General features: G+C 70.7%; 16 protein-coding genes. 4 read left to right on the forward strand and 12 right to left on the reverse strand.

What is annotated here, in order from left to right; translation table 11 throughout:
• Window positions 1-39: 39 nt before the first annotated feature.
• Entirely contained in the window at window positions 40-1,236 is a 1,197-nt protein-coding gene (locus ACF09C_RS21300) for a glycerophosphodiester phosphodiesterase (protein ID WP_392093288.1), read from the reverse strand.
• Between the two features lie 226 nt (window positions 1,237-1,462).
• Here ACF09C_RS21300 and ACF09C_RS21305 point away from each other — a divergent pair, with 226 nt between their 5' ends.
• Window positions 1,463-2,134, forward strand: coding sequence for a lysophospholipid acyltransferase family protein (locus tag ACF09C_RS21305; protein ID WP_362004647.1), 672 nt, complete (start codon window positions 1,463-1,465; stop codon window positions 2,132-2,134).
• Between the two features lie 78 nt (window positions 2,135-2,212).
• Here the strand turns inward: ACF09C_RS21305 and ACF09C_RS21310 are convergent, their stop codons facing one another.
• Window positions 2,213-3,757: an MFS transporter gene (locus ACF09C_RS21310; protein WP_392093290.1), complete on the reverse strand. Its 1,545-nt coding sequence runs from the start codon at window positions 3,755-3,757 to the stop codon at window positions 2,213-2,215.
• Window positions 3,754-4,305 carry a TetR family transcriptional regulator gene (locus tag ACF09C_RS21315; RefSeq protein ID WP_362418784.1) on the reverse strand — a complete coding sequence of 184 codons (552 nt, stop codon included), beginning with the start codon at window positions 4,303-4,305 and terminating at the stop codon, window positions 3,754-3,756. The genes ACF09C_RS21310 and ACF09C_RS21315 overlap by 4 nt, the downstream gene beginning before the upstream one ends.
• Window positions 4,306-4,390: 85 nt before the next feature.
• Here ACF09C_RS21315 and ACF09C_RS21320 point away from each other — a divergent pair, with 85 nt between their 5' ends.
• A complete protein-coding gene (locus ACF09C_RS21320) occupies window positions 4,391-4,900 on the forward strand; it encodes an HAD domain-containing protein (protein ID WP_392093293.1) in 510 nt (169 codons plus the stop codon).
• 12 nt (window positions 4,901-4,912) lie between these two features.
• Here the strand turns inward: ACF09C_RS21320 and argH are convergent, their stop codons facing one another.
• On the reverse strand, window positions 4,913-6,340 hold the full coding sequence (gene argH / locus ACF09C_RS21325; protein ID WP_392093295.1) for an argininosuccinate lyase: 1,428 nt from the start codon (window positions 6,338-6,340) through the stop codon (window positions 4,913-4,915).
• Window positions 6,341-6,421: 81 nt separating this feature from the next.
• Window positions 6,422-7,615, reverse strand: a complete 1,194-nt coding sequence (locus tag ACF09C_RS21330; protein WP_392093297.1) for an argininosuccinate synthase — start codon at window positions 7,613-7,615, stop codon at window positions 6,422-6,424.
• Window positions 7,616-7,744: 129 nt separating this feature from the next.
• On the opposite strand from ACF09C_RS21330, the gene ACF09C_RS21335 reads away from it, so the two are divergent.
• The gene (locus ACF09C_RS21335; protein ID WP_392093299.1) at window positions 7,745-9,124 is read left to right on the forward strand and encodes a hypothetical protein; all 1,380 of its coding nucleotides are present in this window, start codon (window positions 7,745-7,747) and stop codon (window positions 9,122-9,124) included.
• 60 nt (window positions 9,125-9,184) lie between these two features.
• The gene (locus ACF09C_RS21340) at window positions 9,185-10,594 is read left to right on the forward strand and encodes an MFS transporter (protein WP_392093301.1); all 1,410 of its coding nucleotides are present in this window, start codon (window positions 9,185-9,187) and stop codon (window positions 10,592-10,594) included.
• A gap of 156 nt (window positions 10,595-10,750) precedes the next feature.
• Here the strand turns inward: ACF09C_RS21340 and ACF09C_RS21345 are convergent, their stop codons facing one another.
• From ACF09C_RS21345 to argC, 7 genes are all read right to left on the reverse strand, one after another.
• Window positions 10,751-11,017 carry a hypothetical protein gene (locus tag ACF09C_RS21345; protein ID WP_392093303.1) on the reverse strand — a complete coding sequence of 89 codons (267 nt, stop codon included), beginning with the start codon at window positions 11,015-11,017 and terminating at the stop codon, window positions 10,751-10,753.
• Window positions 11,017-11,796: a hypothetical protein gene (locus tag ACF09C_RS21350; RefSeq protein ID WP_392093305.1), complete on the reverse strand. Its 780-nt coding sequence runs from the start codon at window positions 11,794-11,796 to the stop codon at window positions 11,017-11,019. The genes ACF09C_RS21345 and ACF09C_RS21350 overlap by 1 nt, the downstream gene beginning before the upstream one ends.
• Before the next feature lie 960 nt (window positions 11,797-12,756).
• Window positions 12,757-13,293 (reverse strand): arginine repressor, encoded by a 537-nt coding sequence (locus ACF09C_RS21355; RefSeq protein ID WP_362418798.1) that lies wholly within the window; start codon window positions 13,291-13,293, stop codon window positions 12,757-12,759.
• A gap of 7 nt (window positions 13,294-13,300) precedes the next feature.
• On the reverse strand, window positions 13,301-14,593 hold the full coding sequence (locus ACF09C_RS21360; RefSeq protein ID WP_392093307.1) for an acetylornithine transaminase: 1,293 nt from the start codon (window positions 14,591-14,593) through the stop codon (window positions 13,301-13,303).
• Window positions 14,590-15,498, reverse strand: a complete 909-nt coding sequence (gene argB / locus ACF09C_RS21365) for an acetylglutamate kinase (protein WP_392093309.1) — start codon at window positions 15,496-15,498, stop codon at window positions 14,590-14,592. The genes ACF09C_RS21360 and argB overlap by 4 nt, the downstream gene beginning before the upstream one ends.
• Complete coding sequence (gene argJ, locus ACF09C_RS21370) at window positions 15,495-16,661, reverse strand: bifunctional glutamate N-acetyltransferase/amino-acid acetyltransferase ArgJ (protein WP_392093311.1); 1,167 nt, start codon at window positions 16,659-16,661, stop codon at window positions 15,495-15,497. The genes argB and argJ overlap by 4 nt, the downstream gene beginning before the upstream one ends.
• Complete coding sequence (gene argC / locus ACF09C_RS21375) at window positions 16,658-17,686, reverse strand: N-acetyl-gamma-glutamyl-phosphate reductase (RefSeq protein ID WP_392093313.1); 1,029 nt, start codon at window positions 17,684-17,686, stop codon at window positions 16,658-16,660. Before argC ends, argJ begins: the two co-directional genes overlap by 4 nt.
• Between the last annotated feature and the right edge of the window lie 30 nt (window positions 17,687-17,716).

Below are 17,716 nucleotides of genomic sequence, written 5' to 3' on the forward strand. Positions count from 1 at the left end.
GGGTTCCGACCGGGTGGCGCGGGGATCGGTCCCCGGGGCTCAGCGCGTGGTGACGTCCGCGGCCGCGAGGAGGGCGGTGTCCGGGTTGTCGGAGAAGATGCCGTCGATGCCGGTCGCCAGGTAGGTCTTCAGGGCGCCGAAGACGTCGCCGTACGCGTTCGGGTCGGTGCCGCGTCGGAAGTCGGCGGGCAGGAAGCTGTTCTCGTTGCGCTGGGTGTACGGGTGGAGGATCAGGCCCTGCGCGTGGGCGTCGCGCACGAGGGTGGTCGGGGTGCCGAGCTTGCCGGTGGCGTCGCGCGGGATGACCAGGTCCAGGGTGGGGCCGATGCCCTGGGCGTACGAGGCGATCCAGCGCAGGCCCTGCGGGGTGACCAGGTCGGCGACGGTGCGCGGGTCGCCGGCCTGGACGAAGTCCCAGGGCCGGCTGCTCGCGGCGGAGAGCAGGACGACGCGCGGCGAGTGCACCAGCCTGGCGAGGCGCTGGATGCTGCTGGGCTCGAAGGACTGGAGGAAGACCGGGGAGTCGGCGCGGTGGCGGCCGTAGCGGCGCAGCAGCTTGGCGAGGGGCTCCTCCAGGCCGAGGCCGAGGGAGCGGAAGTACGTGGGGTGCTTGGTCTCGACGTGCAGCCAGACCGGGCGGCCCCGGCGGCGGCCCTCGGACTCGGCCCAGCGGAGCACCTCCTCGAAGGTGGGGATCTGCCAGCGGCCGTCGTAGAGGGTGTTCTCCTGGCGGACGGCCGGGATGCGCTCCTTGGCGCGAAGGGTCTTCAGCTCGGCGAGGGTGAAGTCCTCGGTGAACCAGCCGGTGTACGAGACGCCGTCGACGGACTTGGTGGTCCTGCGGGAGGCGAACTCGGGGTGGTCGGCGACGTCGGTCGTGCCGGTGATGTCGTTCTCGTGGCGGCAGACCAGGTGGCCGTCCTTGGTCGGCACGAGGTCCTGCTCGATGACGTGGGCGCCGAGGTCCAGGGCGAGCTGGTAGGAGCCGAGCGTGTGCTCGGGTCGGTAGCCGCTCGCGCCGCGGTGCGCGATCACCGTGGGGGTGGGGAGGGAGCGGTAGCCGTGGCCGTGTCTACGGTCCTGGCTCCCGCCCTGTGCCTCGGCGGCCTGCGCCGGGCCGGCGGCGAGGACCGCGGAGGCGCCGAGGACCGCGGCTCCGGCCACCCCGGTGACGGCCGCGCCCGCCGCTCCGAGGACCGTGCGCCGAGCGGGGCTCGCGTGCTCACCCTGGGTCATGAAGGCTCCTTCGATGTGATGTCCCGCACCTGTCAAACGCGGCTCCGACAGTAGGCAGTCGGTCCCTCCACGCGACAGACCTGGGCCGAACACAGCGGAAACACACGTCAACACTGCGTATCCACTCGATGAACCCGATGTGCGCGCGGGGACGACCCGCGAGTATCGTCCTCACCTGCACAGCCCCTGTACGACGCCGTCCCCGCCCCCGACACCGGAGGAACCGTTGTCCCGTCTCGCACTCATCAAGGCAGTGCTCGGACCGCTCCTGCGCCTGATGTTCCGCCCCCGTGTCGACGGCGCGGAGAACATCCCGGGGACGGGTCCGGTGATCCTCGCGGGCAACCACCTCACCTTCATCGACTCGATGATCATGCCGATCTGCATCGACCGGCCGGTCTTCTTCATCGGCAAGGACGAGTACGTCACGGGCAAGGGGCTGAAGGGCCGGCTGATGGCCTGGTTCTTCACCAGCGTCGGCATGATCCCGGTGGACCGCGACGGCGGCCGCGGCGGTGTCGCGGCGCTGATGACGGGCCGCCGGGTACTCGAGGAGGGCAGGATGTTCTCCATCTACCCGGAGGGCACCCGCTCCCCCGACGGCCGGCTGTACCGGGGCCGTACGGGCATCGCGCGGCTGACGCTGATGACCGGCGCGCCGGTGGTGCCGTTCGCGATGATCGGCACGGACAAGATCCAGCCCGGCGGTGCGGGGCTGCCCCGGCCGGGCCGGGTGACGGTCCGCTTCGGCGAGCCGATGGAGTTCTCCCGGTACGAGGGCATGGACCGCGACCGCTATGTCCTGCGGGCGGTGACGGACTCGGTGATGGCCGAGGTGATGCGCCTGTCGGGCCAGGAGTACGTGGACATGTACGCCACGAAGGCGAAGGCCGCGTAGCCGTACCGCGCGATGGCACACGGAGGGGCCCCGCACGGACGTCGTACCGTGCGGGGCCCCTCTGCGTGGTGAGCGGACTCAGTGCTCGATGCCGTCCGCCAGCTTCTGGCCCTTCAGGAGGAACCAGGCCGCGACGGCCGTCGCGAGGAGCACCGCCGCGCCGACCCCGGCCGCCAGGTTGAGGCCGTCGACGAAGGCCGCCTGGGCCGTGGACACCAGGGCGTTCGCCGAGTCGGGGGCGAGGCCCGCGGAGGCCTCGACGGCGCCGCCGAGCGACTCGTGCGCCGCAGCCGCGGCGTCCGCGGGGACGCCCGCCGGGGTCACGAAGCCCTGGTAGACGCCGGTGACGATCGAGCCGAGGAGCGCGATGCCGAGGGCGGCGCCGAGTTCGTACGCGGTCTCGGAGACGGCGGAGGCGGAACCCGCCTGCTCCTTGGGCACGCTGGAGAGGATCACGTCCGCCGTGACGGTGAACGAGAATCCCGCGCCGAGACCGACGACGAGGAGAGCCGCGCCGAGCAGCGGATAGCCGGTCTCCTTGTGGATCACGGTGACGACGGCGAGGGCGAGCCCGATCGCCGCGAGACCGCCTGCCACCACGCCCCGTACGGAGAACCGACGGGCGTACCGGCCGGCGACCAGACCGGTGACCACCGCGCCGATGGCGGCGGGCAGTTCGGCCAGACCGGCCTCCAGCGGCTCACGGCCCTGGACGAGCTGGAGGAACTGGGAGAGGAAAAAGACGAGGCCGGACAGTCCGAAGACGGTGAGCAGGTCGGCGAGGACCGCGCCCGAGAAGCCGCGGTGCTTGAACAGCCGCATGTCGAGCAGGGGTGCGGCCAGTCGGTGCTGACGGCGGACGAAGGCCCACAGGGCGGTGGCGCCGATGAGGGCCGCGGCGCCGATCTCCCAGGACAGACCGTGGGAGGCGGCTTCCTTCACCGCGTATACGACGCCGATGACACCGACGAGCGAGAGCCCGACGCTGATCAGGTCCCAGGGGCCCGCGACCGGGTTCTTGGACTCGGGCAGCAGCTTGATGCCGACGAGGACGAGGGCGGCCATGACGGGCAGGTTGATGAGGAAGACCGAGCCCCACCAGAAGTGCTGGAGCAGCGCTCCGCCGACGACCGGGCCGACGGCGGCGCCCGCCGAGGCGGTGGCGCCCCAGATGCCGATGGCGAGGCTGCGCTCCTTGGGGTCGTGGAAGATGTTCCGGATCAGTGCCAGGGTCGACGGCATCAGGGTGGCGCCGGCGACACCGAGGAGGGCGCGGGCGACGATCATCATCTCGGGGCTGGTGGCGTAGGCGTTGAGCACCGAGACGGCGCCGAAGGCGGTCGCGCCGATGAGGAGGAGCTTCTTGCGGCCGATCCGGTCGCCGAGGGAGCCCATGGAGACGAGGAGTCCGGCGATGACGAAGGAGTAGATGTCGCCGATCCAGAGCAGCTGGGTGCCGGTCGGCTTCAGCTCCTCGCTCAGGGCGGGTGTGGCGAGCCCGAGGACGGTCGCGTCCACCGCGACCAGCAGGACCGCGAGGACGAGGACGGACAGGGCGAGCCAGCGGCCGGGGCTCTTCACCTCGGTCCCTGTCGTCGGGTTCAGTTGGCGGGTGCCGCTCATTTCTCCACGCTCCGTCGTGCGCCACCGAGCATCAGCTCGGTGATCATGTATTGGAAGTCCTTGGCCGCGACGCGGCCGTCCATGACGGCCCAGGCGCAGGAGGACGCGAGGCCGTACAGGGCCTCGGTGAGCCACGCGGGGCTCAGGTCGATCCGGAAGGTGCCCTCTTCCTGACCGCGTCGGAAGAGGTCGCTGACGCGGGCGTCGAGCCGTGCCCAGCCCGCGTTGACGTGGTCACCCTCGAAGAGCTGGTTCTCGGTGACGAGGAAGGCCATCAGCTGGGCGTTGGGCTCGATCTTCGCGACGAGTCGCCGCATGGCCTCGTCAGCCGGCCCCTCGTCGAGTTCCGCCGCGTCGAGCGCGGCCTCGAACTCCTCGATGCCCATCGCTTCCAGCGCCCTGACCAGGGCGTCCCGCCCCGCGAAGTGCCGGTGCAGGGTCGCCCGGCCGATCCCCGCGGCCCGGGCGACCTCGTCCATGGTGGCGGTCGACTTCCGGGAGAGCAGGGCGGCGGCGGCGAGAAGCACCTGGGCGCGATCGACTGTCATGAGACAACCATACACCGAATGAGACGTTGATGTCTCATTCGATAAATCCACGCCTCACGGGGAGGCGGAGAGGAATGCTGCGATCATGCTCAAGCCGCTGCTGCTCATCGACGTGGACGGCCCGCTGAACCCCTACGCGGCGCAGCCCGAACGCCGCCCTGACGGCTACACGACGCACCGGATGCGACCCGATGGCTGGTTCGACGCCAAGCCGCTGCGGGTGTGGCTGAACCCCGCGCACGGGGAGGAGCTGCTCACCCTCTCCGAGGCGTACGAGCTGGTGTGGGCGACGACCTGGAAGGGTGAGGCGAACGCCTGGATAGGGCCGCGGCTCGGCCTGCCCGAACTGCCGTACATCGACTGGCCCCAGATGCACGGAAAGGCCCCTCGCGGGACCTTCTGGAAGACGCAGTACATCCTGGAGTACGCGGCCGGGCGGCCGTTCGCCTGGGTGGACGACGACATCACGGCGTACGACCGGGAGTACGTGGACCGGAACCACCTCGCCGCCGCCCTGCTCCTGCGCGTCGACCCCCGGCTCGGACTGCTCCGGCCGGACTTCGACGCGCTCGCGGAGTGGGCGGCGGCGGTGTAGGTACCGCGGGGGTTACTGCTTGGCGGTGGACCAGGCGTGCTGGATCACCAGGTCCGCCTTGACCTCGACCAGCTGGGCGGCGACCGCCGACGGGGCCGTGCCCCCGCGGCCGTCGCGGGAGGCGAGGGCGCCCGGGACGTTGAGGACCGTGCGGACCTCGGGGGTGAGGTGCTCGGAGATCTTGCCGAACTGCTCGTCCGTGAGCTCGTCCAGCTCCTTGCCCTCCGCCTCGGCGACCTTCACGCACTCGCCGGCCACCTCGTGCGCCACCCGGAACGGCACGCCCTGCTTGACCAGCCACTCGGCGATGTCGGTCGCGAGCGAGAAGCCGGCCGGGGCCAGCTCCTCCATCCGCTCCCGGTTCACGGTGAGCGTGGCCATCATGCCGGTGAAGGCGGGCAGCAGGACCTCCAGCTGGTCGCAGGAGTCGAAGACCGGCTCCTTGTCCTCCTGGAGGTCGCGGTTGTACGCCAGCGGCAGCGCCTTGAGCGTGGCCATCAGGCCGCTCAGGTTGCCGATCAGACGGCCCGACTTGCCCCGCGCCAGCTCGGCGATGTCCGGGTTCTTCTTCTGCGGCATGATCGACGAGCCGGTGGAGAAGGCGTCGTGCAGCGTCACGAAGGAGAACTCCTTCGTGTTCCAGATGATGATCTCCTCCGCGATACGGGAGAGGTTGACCCCGATCATCGCGGTGATGAAGGCGAACTCGGCGACGAAGTCGCGCGAGGCCGTGCCGTCGATGGAGTTGCCCGCCGAGCCCCGCTCGAAGCCGAGGTCCTTGGCGACCGCCTCCGGGTCGAGCCCGAGGGAGGAACCGGCCAGGGCGCCGGAGCCGTACGGCGAGACCGCGGTGCGGGTGTCCCACTGCCGCAGCCGCTCCGCGTCCCGGGAGAGGGACTGGACATGGGCGAGGACGTGGTGGGCGAAGAGCACCGGCTGGGCGTGCTGGAGGTGGGTCCGGCCCGGCATGGCGACGTCCGAGTGTGCCTCGGCGAGGCCCACGAGCGCGTCCTGGAGGTCGGCGATCAGACCGCCGATGATCCGGGCGTGGTCGCGCAGGTACATCCGGAAGAGCGTGGCGACCTGGTCGTTGCGGGACCGGCCGGCGCGCAGCTTGCCGCCGAGGTCCGCTCCGAGGCGCTCCAGGAGGCCCCGCTCCAGGGCGGTGTGGACGTCCTCGTCGGCGATGGTGCCGACGAAGGAGCCGTCGGCGACATCGGCCTCCAGCTGGTCGAGGCCTGCCAGCATGCGCGTCAGCTCGTCCTCGGTGAGCAGCCCGGCCTTGTGGAGCACGCGCGCGTGGGCGCGGGAACCGGCGATGTCGTAGGGCGCGAGGCGCCAGTCGAAGTGGACCGACGCGGACAACTTCGCCAGTGCCTCGGCCGGACCGTCGGCGAAACGGCCGCCCCAGAGCCGGACGTCACCGTTGTTGCTGCTCACAGCTCTTGCTCCTCAGGAGGTGGATAACAGGCCGCCTCCCCGGTCCCTGCGGTGGGGAGGCGGCTGTGGAACGAATCGTGGTCAGGCGAGGTCACGCCGGGCGGCGATCTTCGCGGAGAGGGCGAAGATGTCGATGAAGCCCTGCGCCTTGGACTGGTCGAAGGTGTCGCCCGAGTCGTAGGTGGCGAGGTTGAAGTCGTACAGCGACTCCTCGGACCGCCGGCCGGTGACGACGGCGCGGCCGCCGTGCAGGGTCATCCGGACGTCGCCGGTGACGTGCTGGTTGGCTTCCTGGATGAAGCCGTCGAGCGCGCGCCTGAGCGGGGAGAACCACAGGCCGTCGTAGACGAGTTCGCCCCAGCGCTGCTCGACCTGCCGCTTGTAGCGGGCGAGTTCGCGCTCGACGGTGACGTTCTCCAGTTCCTGGTGGGCCGTGATCAGGGCGATCGCGCCGGGAGCCTCGTACACCTCGCGGGACTTGATGCCGACGAGCCGGTCCTCGACCATGTCGATCCGGCCGACGCCCTGGGCGCCGGCGCGCTCGTTGAGCTGCTGGATCGCCTGGAGGACGGTGACGGGGGTGCCGTCGAGGGCAACGGGGACACCCTCCTTGAAGGAGATGACGACCTCGTCGGCCTCGCGCGGGACGGCCGGGTTCGAGGTGTACTCGTAGATGTCCTCGATGGGCGCGTTCCAGATGTCCTCGAGGAACCCGGTCTCGACGGCGCGTCCGAAGACGTTCTGGTCGATGGAGTACGGGGACTTCTTGCTGGTCGCGATCGGCAGGTCGGCCTTCTCGGCGAAGGCGATGGCCTTGTCCCGGGTCATCGCGTAGTCCCGGACCGGGGCGATGCAGGTCAGGTCGGGGCCGAGGGCCTGGATACCGGCCTCGAAACGGACCTGGTCGTTGCCCTTGCCGGTGCAGCCGTGGGCCACGGTCCCCGCGCCGTGCTTCCTGGCGGCGGCGACGAGGTGCTTGACGATGGCGGGCCGGGAGAGGGCGGAGACGAGGGGGTAGCGGTCCATGTAGAGGGCGTTCGCCTTGATCGCGGGGAGGCAGTACTCCTCGGCGAACTCGTCCTTGGCGTCCGCGACCTCGGCCTCGACGGCCCCGCAGGCGAGGGCCCGCTTGCGGATGACGTCCAGGTCCTCGCCGCCCTGACCGACGTCGACGGCGACCGCGATCACCTCGGCGCCGGTCTCCTCGGCGATCCAGCCGATGGCGACGGAGGTGTCCAGGCCACCGGAGTAGGCGAGTACGACACGCTCGGCCACGGTTTCTCCTTACCTTGCAAACGCTGACATGCATGAGTATGCAGGAGTCCGTATGTTTCGTCAATCGAGGGTGGGAGGGACGCGGATATTCGCAGGTGGGAGCGGTGACGGCGCACTACAGTCCGGCGCATGACGATGTTCGACAGCCCGTTGCCCGAAGCGGGCGGACCGTCGGAGTGGCTCGCTTTCGACCGGGTCACCCGCGACGAGATCCGGTACGGCCGGCCGACGGCCTTGGGAGACGTGTCAGCGCCCGGACTCGCGTCGGCCCTCTGCCATCCCTCGGGACGGGTGCGCGAGGCGACACTCGCACGGGCGGCCGAGGCGGCGCCGGAGCTGCTCGCGGAGGTGTTGCCGCTGGTGGCGGTCCGCTGCGCGGACTGGGCCGAACCCGTACGGGACCGGGCGCTGGAGGTCCTGGAGGAGGCCCTCGGGCGGCCGCTCCTGCCTCCCGGCCTGACCGCCACGGCCGGCGTGATCCTGGCTGTGTCCGGGCGGCTGCGGGGCGCGGCGGCGCTCGAACTCCTTGAGGAAGCGGTGGCGAAGGCCGGGCCGGCGACCGTACGGGCGCTGCTCGCCGCGCCGGACCGGGCGACGCGCCGGTTCGCCCACCGCTGGGCCGCGGCGAACGGGCGGCTGCCCGTGGCACGGCTCGCCCGCACGGCCGCGGCGGACCCGGACGTGCTCGTGCGGGAGGAGTGCGTGGAGGCGGTCCTGGCCGCCGTGCGCGCGGGCGCGGACCCCGCGCTCCTCGATTCCCTGCTGGGAGCCCGGTGGCCGGGCGTCCGGTCGGCGGGGGTGACCGCGCTGCACGGGGCCGGGCGCCACAGGGAGGCGGAAGGGTTCCTGGCGGACCGCTCGAGGGTCGTGCGGGCCTGCGCACGGTGGGTCGTACGCCAGGTGGGCGCCGATCCCGCGGAGTGGTACCGGAGGCGGTGCGCCGAGGGCACGCTCCCGCCCTACGCACCGCTCGGGCTCGCCGAGTGCCGGGAGAGGACCGACGAGGACACCGTCCTGCTGCGCGCCCTGACGGGCCATCCGGTGGCCCGGGTCCGGGCGTCGGCGGTCGCGGGTCTGCGGGTGCTGGCGCCACACGACTGGCGCGGGGTGCTGCCGCTGCTCGACGATCCGTCGGCGGCCGTGGTCCGCGAGGTCGCGCACACCCTGGTCGCCCACGCCTACCGGGTGCCGGCGGAGGAGCTGCTGACGCGGGCCGCGCCGGATCGGCCGTACCCGCAGCGGGCGGCGGCGCTGCGGGTGTTCTCCGAGCGCTACGACGGCCTCCGGCTGCTCTGCGCCCTACGCATGCTGGACGACCCGGACTCGCGGCTGCGCGAGCGAGCCGCAAGGTCGGCCGGGCGGGGCTGGTGGGTAGCCGGTCGGGAGTCCCGGGAGGAGGCCGAGGAGATGCTGGGCCTGCTGGAACGACACCCGGGCGCCTTGGCCGACTGGGCCCACCGCTCGCTCACCAAGGGACTGACCCGGGCCGTTCAGCTCCACAGGCCCTAGGTCGACGTGCGGGTGGGGTGGTGCCACGATGAGGGGGGAGAGCGGGAATCGAGGTGCTCGATGAAGGCTCCCTCCGGGAACCGCGCGGCGCGCGGTTCCGGGCTGTTCTCCGGCCGGGACCGGGCCGTGATCGCGGCGGCCGCGCTGTCCATGTTGCTCGTGCAGATGGACTGGTTCGCGCTCAACCTCACGCTTCCCGTGATCGCCCGGGACTTCCGGGAGCCCACCACCGACCTGCAGTGGCTGGTCAGCGGCTACATGCTCACCCTGGGCGCCTTCATGATCACCGGAGGGCGGGTCGCCGATGTCCACGGCCGGCGGCGGACGCTGGTCTGCGGACTCGCCGGCTTCGGTGCCGTCTCCGTGCTCTGCGCCCTGGCGCCGTCCACCGGCTGGCTCGTGGCCGGGCGGGTGGTGCAGGGCGTGACCGCCGCCTTCGTCTTCCCGGTCGCCGTCGCCGTCGTCACGGCCTACTTCAGAGACGACCGGCAGGGCAGGGCCGTCGGAACGGTCCTCGCCTTCAGCGCCGTGGGCACCGCTCTGGGGCCGTTCGTCGGCGGGACGCTCGCCGAGCACGTCAGCTGGCGTGCCGTGTTCTACCTCAACGTGCCGATCTGCGCCGCCGCCGTGTTCCTGATGCTCCGCCACGTCCCGGAGACCCGCGACACCCAGGCCTCGGGCCGCCTCGACCTGCCCGGCGCGGCCACGATCGCGGGCGGGCTGACGCTGGTCATGCTCGGCGTGGACCAGGGGGCTTCGTGGGGTTGGGACGCCCCGGGCACCTGGGGCTGCCTCGCCGCCGGAGCCGTGCTCCTCGCCGTCTTCGCCCGGATCGAACGCCGCAGTGCGGAACCGCTGCTGGACCTCGGACTGCTGCGGAACGGCCCGTTCGTCACCATCACCCTGGCCGGATCGCTGTCCAACGTCGTCTACTGCCTCGTCGCCGTCTTCTCGGCGCTCTACCTCCAGCAGGCCCGGGGCTACTCCCCCTTCACGGCGGGGCTGATCTTCCTCGCGCTCTCGGTCGGCGCGGGGACCGCCAGCTACTACTCGGGGCACCTGGCGCACCGATGGCGGCCCGAGGTGCTCATGGCCGGCGCCATGTTCCTCAGCGGCACCTCTGTGCTCGCCCTCACCTGGTCGACGCCGATCGGCCTGTACCTGGTCGTCTTCGCCGTGGTCGGCGCCGGGCTCGGCCTCGGCTGGGCCCTGACGAACGTCGCCACCCAGTCGTACGTACCGGAGGCCCGCCTCGCCGCCGCGTCCGGCTTCGTCCTGACGTCCCTGGTCCTGCTCGGCGCCCTGGCCGTCGCCGTGGCCTCCTCGGTCCTGGAGGCGCTCAGCGGTTCGGCGGCGGGCGCGGCCTCGGACGGCTCGGCCATCGAGCTGGTGCTCCGCGCCGCCGCCGTACTCGCCCTGCTCGGAGGGGCGCTCCTGCTCCGCCTGGTCAGGGCGCCGGAGCGGGTGTAGGGGCGCATCCCGAGACAAAGATCATGAGGAGGACGCACGAACGCATCGACGGGCGCCCCCGCGCCTTCATGGAGGCCCAGCCGCTCCAGCCTCCGTCTTGATGGGCAACACCGCACACTGAATGGAACCCATCAAGGCTCAACTGGCGATGCGCCGTCAATCCGCCTCGATGATGTCCCCGACGACGCAAGCGAACCCCTTCACGAGTGCGTGTGGCCGTCGACCGGTCTTTCCCGCGGCACTCACACTGCCATCGCGCGGGAAAATGACTGCACGGGCCGCTTCGATTCCCTTGCGAATGATTTTTACGTGATCACCCGCCTTGAAATCCCCGTCAATGGGATCTATGTAAACCGCACTATCCCCCTTGGCGAAGACAAAAACGTCAGTAACCTCTGCCCGGTTCACCTGTTGCCCCTCCATCAGTAGTATCCCCGTTCCTTCAGTGCGGAGACCTCGGCCTCCAGCTCACCGATCTCCTCCTCAGTGAGGGCGTACTTCTCCGGATCGGCAAGCAATGCTTCTCTTGCTTCTACCTCACACTCAAAAACATCACCCCGGCCATCCATCTGCTGCTGCGAATGGATCATCTCCTCGCCGATCGTCCGGGTGTCGAACTTGTGGGAATCCCGAACCAAGATCGTATCACCCAGAGTGACCGCATAATAGGCTCCCGGATCGGCGTCCCCTCCTTCTTCCCTGCTGGCGACCCATTCGAAATAGGAGTCCGCTTCCTCGCCGGAGATGATCGCGATATCTTTCTCTTCCGCCTCCGAGTAGAGCCCCTCTATCGCATTCTTCTTCTCAGGGCTCAGGTGACTGGGCAGCTCCTGGCCACCAAAGACGTCCTTGCGAAACATCTCAGGAGCTTCGACGGGCTCTTCGGAAACCACGTCGGGATCGTCCACATCCGCCGAATCTTCCTGCACCTCCGTCAGCTCTCCGGGCTCCTCGGGCTCTCTGGGCTCTTCGGGCAGGTCGCGCAGGTTGGGTTCCTCCGGGCCGCCCTCCTCTTCGGGTTCGAAAGGCTCGTCGGGCTCATCGGAGTCTTCGTCCTCGTACTGGGACTCAACCGAGCCCTCCGACGCTTCTCCAGGCTCCGTCGGCTCGCTGAAATCGTCGACATGCCTACGCTCCGAAGCATCGGGGACAGCAGAAACGTCCGGTTCCGGCGTGTCCGCGCGCGTGTACAGCTCGCTCAACCTGGCGCCCATCCCCCGTGGTCGTCGTCAGCTCTGCGTCAGGTAGGCCACTGAGTTCTCAAAACGGTGGGGCAACGCCTGGGGATTACTCCAGTGCCCCGCCGAGATGCGCCGCCGACCTGTCTGAACATCATACGGACGGCATGTGGGGCGAGTTCGGCGCCTGGGCCACTGTCAGGGCTCGGAGGCTGACGGGAGCAGCGCGGGCCACAATGCCATCGGGACGAGACACACCTGTTTGTTCGGCCTACACGGCGACACGCGGTGGGAGGGACGCATGGCGCACTGCTCGGACAGCGACGTGGGCGACGGCTCATCTCCGCAGGCCAGACCGACGACGCCCCAGCCTAGTACTCCAGCCGGAGATCGTGATCATGGATGCGGAGGCTGCTCGCCGGTAGCCTGCCTGCGTGGCTGAGATCTGGGACGAAGAGCAGTTGGTCGCGGACGGCTTCGAGCCGCGCCGGCCTTGCTGACATCAACGGGAAGCCTCACTCTTCCAGAACCACGACTACGACCACCGCGACGAAGCCGATGAGTACCAGGTCTGGCCCGCGACCGAGGCGGCGCCGGAGCTGGAGCGCGAGCAGTGGGCGATCTTCGCCCGGTGGAACGAGCTCCCTGAGGCCAGCGAGGTCGGACCGGAGAGCCATCCGGAGCACGGCGGGGTCGACGCCCGTTATGACGAGCTGAAGCTGCTGTTGGCGCCGCACCGCTTGGCGCCGGACGACACCCGCCGGCTCGTGGGCGAGCTGCGGTTCGTTGCCGGCTCTCGCTACCGAGTCGAGGGCCTCGACTACTGGTTTCGGTGGCGGCCGAGCAGGTGAGGCCGCCGTTGATCATTAGGTGCTGTGTGGACAACCAATGATCACGCGGCGGCCTCGGACGCCGGCGTAGTGCCTGCCCGCTGGCAGGTCTGTTCGGAGACCCATGTGTAACCAACGTCCGGCAGTTACATACCTAGCGGTCGTTCTGGGCCAGGCGTAGCAGGTGGTCGGCGAGCGCCTGACCGCCCGACGGGTCGCGGGAGATCAGCAGCAGCGTGTCGTCTCCCGCGATCGTGCCGAGGATCGCGCGGAGTTCGGCCTGGTCGATGGCCGACGCGAGGAACTGGGCCGCACCCGGCGGGGTCCGCAGGACCACCAGGTTGGCGGAGGCCTCGGCGGAGATCAGCAGCTCGCCGGAGAGGCGCCGCATGCGCTCCTCCTTGGCGGACTCGCCGAGCGGCGCCTGCGGGGTGCGGAAGCCGCCCTCGCTGGGGACCGCGTAGATCAGCTCGCCGCCCGTGTTGCGGATCTTCACCGCGCCGAGCTCGTCGAGGTCGCGGGAGAGCGTCGCTTGGGTGACGCTCAGCCCGTCGTCCGCGAGGAGCTTGGCGAGCTGGCTCTGCGAGCGCACCGGCTGCCGGTTGAGGATGTCGACGATCCTGCGGTGGCGTGCGGTACGGGTCTGCGGAACGGACGGCCCGCCGTGCTCGGTTTCCTGCGCGTCGGTCATCGTCGTCTCATTCTCCGGTTCGTGCTTGCCCGTTCACCGCTCCGTCGAGGACACCGGGCAGCGCTGCCAGGAACGCGTCCACCTCCGCGTCGGTGATGATCAGTGCGGGCATGAGCCGTACGACATCGGGAGCGGGCGCGTTGACCAGGAGACCGGCGTCCTGAGCCGCCTGCTGCACCTGGGGCGCGAGGGACTCGGTGAGCACGATACCCAGCAGAAGGCCCGCACCACGGACATGGGAGACCAACGGGTGGTTCAGGCCCTCGATTCCGGTCCGCAACCGCTCGCCGAGCCGCTTGACCTCGTCGAGGGTTCCGGCGGCCGCGAGAGTGTCGATCACCGCGAGGCCGGCGGCGCAGGCGACCGGGTTCCCGCCGAAGGTCGTGCCGTGGTGACCGGGCTCGAAGAGTTCGGCCGCCGTACCGAAGGCGACGGTCGCGCCGAGCGGCAGCCCGCCGCCGAGGCCCTTGGCCAGGGTCACGACGTCGGGGTCGACCCCTTCGTGGGCCTGGTACTCGAACCAGTGGCCGCCGGTCCGGCCGATGCCCGTCTGGACCTCGTCGAGGACCAGCAGGGTGCCGGTGGCCCGGGTGATCTCGCGGGCGGCCCTGAGATAGCCGGCGGGCGGCACGACCACGCCGTTCTCGCCCTGGATCGGCTCGATGATCACGAGCGCGGTCTCCTCGGTGACCGCGGCGCGCAGCGCCTCGACATCTCCGTACGGCACGTGCGTCACGTCGCCGGGGAGCGGCAGGAACGGGGTCTGCTTGCCGGGCTGGCCGGTGAGGGCGAGCGCGCCCATGGTCCGGCCGTGGAAGCCGCCCTGGGTGGCGACCATGTGGGTGCGGCCGGTGAGCCGGCCGATCTTGAAGGCGCCTTCGTTGGCCTCGGCGCCGGAGTTGCAGAAGAAGACCCTGCCCGGGCGGCCGAAGAGCTGCAGGAGCCGCTCGGCGAGCGCGACGGGCGGCTCGGCGACGAAGAGGTTGGAGACGTGGCCGAGCGTGCCGATCTGGCGCGACACGGCCTCGACGATCGCCGGGTGGGCGTGGCCGAGCGCGTTGACCGCGATGCCGCCGACGAAGTCGAGGTACGCGGTGCCGTCGGCGTCCCAGACCTTGGCGCCCGCGCCGCGGACGAGGGACAGCTTCGGCGTGCCGTAGTTGCCCATGAGCGAGCCCCGCCACCGCGCGCTCAGGCCCGCGTTGCCGGATTCCGCGGTGCTCGCGTCCGCGGTGCTCGCGTCCGCGGTGCTCTCGTGCGCGGTGCTCTCCTGCGCGTCGCTCAGGTCGGCGTCGCTCATTTCCCGTCCCCCGTCGTGTCGTCGGGCACGACCATCGTGCCGATGCCCGAGTCGGTGAAGATCTCCAGCAGGATCGAGTGCTGGACGCGGCCGTCGATCACCCGGGCCGTCTGAACCCCGTTCCGTACGGCGTGCAGACAGCCCTCCATCTTGGGGACCATCCCGCTGGAGAGCTCGGGCAGCAGCTTCTCCAGCTGGCTCGCGGTGAGCCGGCTGATCACCTCGTCGCTGTTCGGCCAGTCCTCGTAGAGGCCCTCGACATCGGTCAGGACCATCAGGGTCTCGGCGCCCAGCGCCGCAGCGAGAGCCGCAGCCGCCGTATCAGCATTGACGTTGTAGACATGTCCGTCGTCCTCGGAGCGGGCGATGGAGGAGACGACCGGGATCCGGCCGTCCTCCAGGAGCGCCTCGATGGCGCCGGTGTCGATGGCGGTGATCTCGCCGACCCGGCCGATGTCGACCTGCTCGCCCTCGATGACCGGCTGGTGCCTGGTGGCGCTGATGGTGTGCGCGTCCTCGCCGGTCATGCCGACGGCGAACGGGCCGTGCTGGTTGAGGAGCCCGACCAGCTCGCGCTGGACCTGGCCCGCGAGCACCATCCGTACGACGTCCATGGCGTCCTCGGTGGTGACGCGCAGCCCGGCCTTGAACTCGCTGACGATGCCGTGCCGGTCGAGCGCGGCGCTGATCTGCGGGCCGCCGCCGTGCACGACGACCGGCTTGAGGCCGGCGTGGCGCAGGAAGACGACGTCCTGGGCGAAGGCCGCCTTGAGCTCGTCGTCGATCATCGCGTTGCCGCCGAACTTGATGACGACCGTCTTGCCGTGGTGCCGGGTCAGCCAGGGCAGCGCCTCGATGAGGATCTCGGCCTTGGGGAGCGCGGTGTGCTTCCTGGTCCCGGTCATGACGAGTACGCGCTGTTCTCGTGGACGTAGTCGGCGGTGAGGTCGTTGGCCCAGATGACGGCCGTCTCGGAGCCGGCGGCGAGGTCGGCGGTGATGGTGACCTCGCGGTACCGCATGTCGACGAGGTCGCGGTCCTCGCCGACCGAGCCGTTCTTGCAGACCCAGACGCCGTTGATGGCGACGTTCAGCCGGTCGGGCTCGAAGGCGGCGGCGGTCGTGCCGATCGCGGAGAGCACCCGGCCCCAGTTGGGGTCCTCGCCGTGGATGGCGCACTTGAGGAGGTTGTTCCGGGCGATGGAGCGGCCCACCTCGACGGCGTCGTCCTCGGTCGCGGCGTTGATCACCTCGATGCGGATGTCCTTGCTCGCGCCCTCGGCGTCGCCGATGAGCTGGCGGGCGAGGTCCTGGCAGACCTCCGTCACGGCCTCGGCGAACGCGGCCTGCTCAGGGGCGATGCCGGAGGCGCCGGAGGCGAGGAGGAGGACGGTGTCGTTGGTGGACATGCAGCCGTCGGAGTCGACCCGGTCGAAGGTGACCCTGGTGGACTGCCGCAGGGCGGCGTCGAGGTCCTTGCTGTCGACCTCGGCGTCGGTGGTCAGGACGACGAGCATGGTGGCGAGGCCGGGGGCGAGCATGCCCGCGCCCTTGGCCATGCCGCCGACGGTCCAGCCGTCCTTCGTGACGACGGAGGCCTTGTGGACGGTGTCGGTGGTCTTGATGGCGATGGCGGCCTTCTCGCCGCCGTGCTCGGAGAGTTCGCCCGCGACCTTCTCGACACCGGCCAGGACCTTGTCCATGGGCAGGAGGAGACCGATGAGACCGGTGGAGGCGACGGCGACCTCGCCGGCGCCGATGGCGGTGCCCCGCGCGGTGAGCACCTCGGCGACCTTCTCGGCCGTCGCGTGGGTGTCCTGGAAGCCCTGGGGGCCGGTGCAGGCGTTGGCGCCGCCGGAGTTGAGGACGACGGCGGCCAGCTCGCCGGTGGTGAGGACCTGCTGGGACCAGAGGACGGGCGCGGCCTTGACGCGGTTGGAGGTGAAGACTCCCGCGGCGGCGCGGCGCGGCCCGGTGTTGACCACGAGGGCCAGGTCCGGGTTGCCGTTCTCCTTGATTCCGGCGGCGATGCCCGCCGCCGTGAATCCCTTCGCCGCTGTGACGCTCATGGAGCGACTCCAATCGTGGAAAGTCCGGTGTCCTCGGGGAGCCCGAGGGCGATGTTCATGCTCTGCACCGCACCGCCCGCGGTGCCCTTGGTCAGGTTGTCGATGGCGCTGATCGCGATGATCCGGCCGGCCGAGGCGTCGTGGGCGACCTGGATCTGAACGGCGTTGGAACCGTATACGGACGCGGTGGCCGGCCACTGCCCCTCGGGGAGCAGATGGACGAACGGCTCGTCCGCGAAGGCCTTCTCGTACGCGGCGCGCACGCTCTGCGCGGTGACCCCGGGCTTCGCCTTGGCGGAGCAGGTGGCGAGGATGCCGCGGGCCATGGGCGCGAGGGTGGGCGTGAAGGAGACTGCGACGCGCTCGCCGGCGGCGGCGCTGAGGTTCTGGATCATCTCGGGGGTGTGCCGGTGGCCGCCGCCGACGCCGTACGGGGACATGGAGCCCATGACCTCGCTGCCGAGCAGGTGCGGCTTGAGGGCCTTGCCCGCGCCGGAGGTGCCGGTGGCGGCGACGATCACCGCTTCGGGCTCGGCGAGGCCGTTCTCGTACGCGGGGAAGAGCGCGAGGGAGACGGCGGTGGGGTAGCAACCGGGTACCGCGATGCGCTTGGACCCCTCCAGCGCGGCACGGGCACCCGGCAGTTCCGGGAGGCCGTAGGGCCAGGTGCCGGCGTGCGGGGAGCCGTAGAAGGCCTCCCAGTCGGCGGAGTCCTGGAGCCGGAAGTCGGCGCCCATGTCGACGACGAGCGTGTCAGGGCCGAGCTGCTCGGCGACGGCGGCGGACTGCCCGTGGGGCAGCGCGAGGAAGACGACGTCGTGGCCCGCGAGCACCTCGGGGGTGGTCGGCGCGAGGACGCGGTCGGCGAGCGGCAGCAGGTGCGGCTGCAGGCCGCCGAGCTGCTGACCGGCGTTGGAGTGGCCGGTCAGGGTGCCGATCTCGACGTGGGGGTGGGCGAGGAGAAGACGCAGGAGCTCTCCGCCCGCGTATCCGCTCGCGCCCGCCACTGCTGCTCGTACCGTCATCAGAACCCTCCTCATGGATGGCATGACTAT

This window comes from Streptomyces sp. NPDC014870 (assembly GCF_043081505.1).
GTDB lineage: Bacteria > Actinomycetota > Actinomycetes > Streptomycetales > Streptomycetaceae > Streptomyces.

What these genes read in the sequence shown, in the direction of transcription:
- ACF09C_RS21300 (WP_392093288.1), bottom strand. Translation starts at nt 1,236, where the DNA reads ATGACCCAGGGTGAGCACGCGAGCCCCGCTCGGCGCACGGTCCTCGGA.
- ACF09C_RS21310 (WP_392093290.1), bottom strand. Translation starts at nt 3,757, where the DNA reads ATGAGCGGCACCCGCCAACTGAACCCGACGACAGGGACCGAGGTGAAG.
- ACF09C_RS21315 (WP_362418784.1), bottom strand. Translation starts at nt 4,305, where the DNA reads ATGACAGTCGATCGCGCCCAGGTGCTTCTCGCCGCCGCCGCCCTGCTC.
- ACF09C_RS21320 (WP_392093293.1), top strand. Translation starts at nt 4,391, where the DNA reads ATGCTCAAGCCGCTGCTGCTCATCGACGTGGACGGCCCGCTGAACCCC.
- ACF09C_RS21335 (WP_392093299.1), top strand. Translation starts at nt 7,745, where the DNA reads ATGACGATGTTCGACAGCCCGTTGCCCGAAGCGGGCGGACCGTCGGAG.
- ACF09C_RS21340 (WP_392093301.1), top strand. Translation starts at nt 9,185, where the DNA reads ATGAAGGCTCCCTCCGGGAACCGCGCGGCGCGCGGTTCCGGGCTGTTC.
- ACF09C_RS21345 (WP_392093303.1), bottom strand. Translation starts at nt 11,017, where the DNA reads ATGGAGGGGCAACAGGTGAACCGGGCAGAGGTTACTGACGTTTTTGTC.
- ACF09C_RS21355 (WP_362418798.1), bottom strand. Translation starts at nt 13,293, where the DNA reads ATGACCGACGCGCAGGAAACCGAGCACGGCGGGCCGTCCGTTCCGCAG.
- ACF09C_RS21360 (WP_392093307.1), bottom strand. Translation starts at nt 14,593, where the DNA reads ATGAGCGACGCCGACCTGAGCGACGCGCAGGAGAGCACCGCGCACGAG.
- argB (WP_392093309.1), bottom strand. Translation starts at nt 15,498, where the DNA reads ATGACCGGGACCAGGAAGCACACCGCGCTCCCCAAGGCCGAGATCCTC.
- argJ (WP_392093311.1), bottom strand. Translation starts at nt 16,661, where the DNA reads ATGAGCGTCACAGCGGCGAAGGGATTCACGGCGGCGGGCATCGCCGCC.
- argC (WP_392093313.1), bottom strand. Translation starts at nt 17,686, where the DNA reads ATGACGGTACGAGCAGCAGTGGCGGGCGCGAGCGGATACGCGGGCGGA.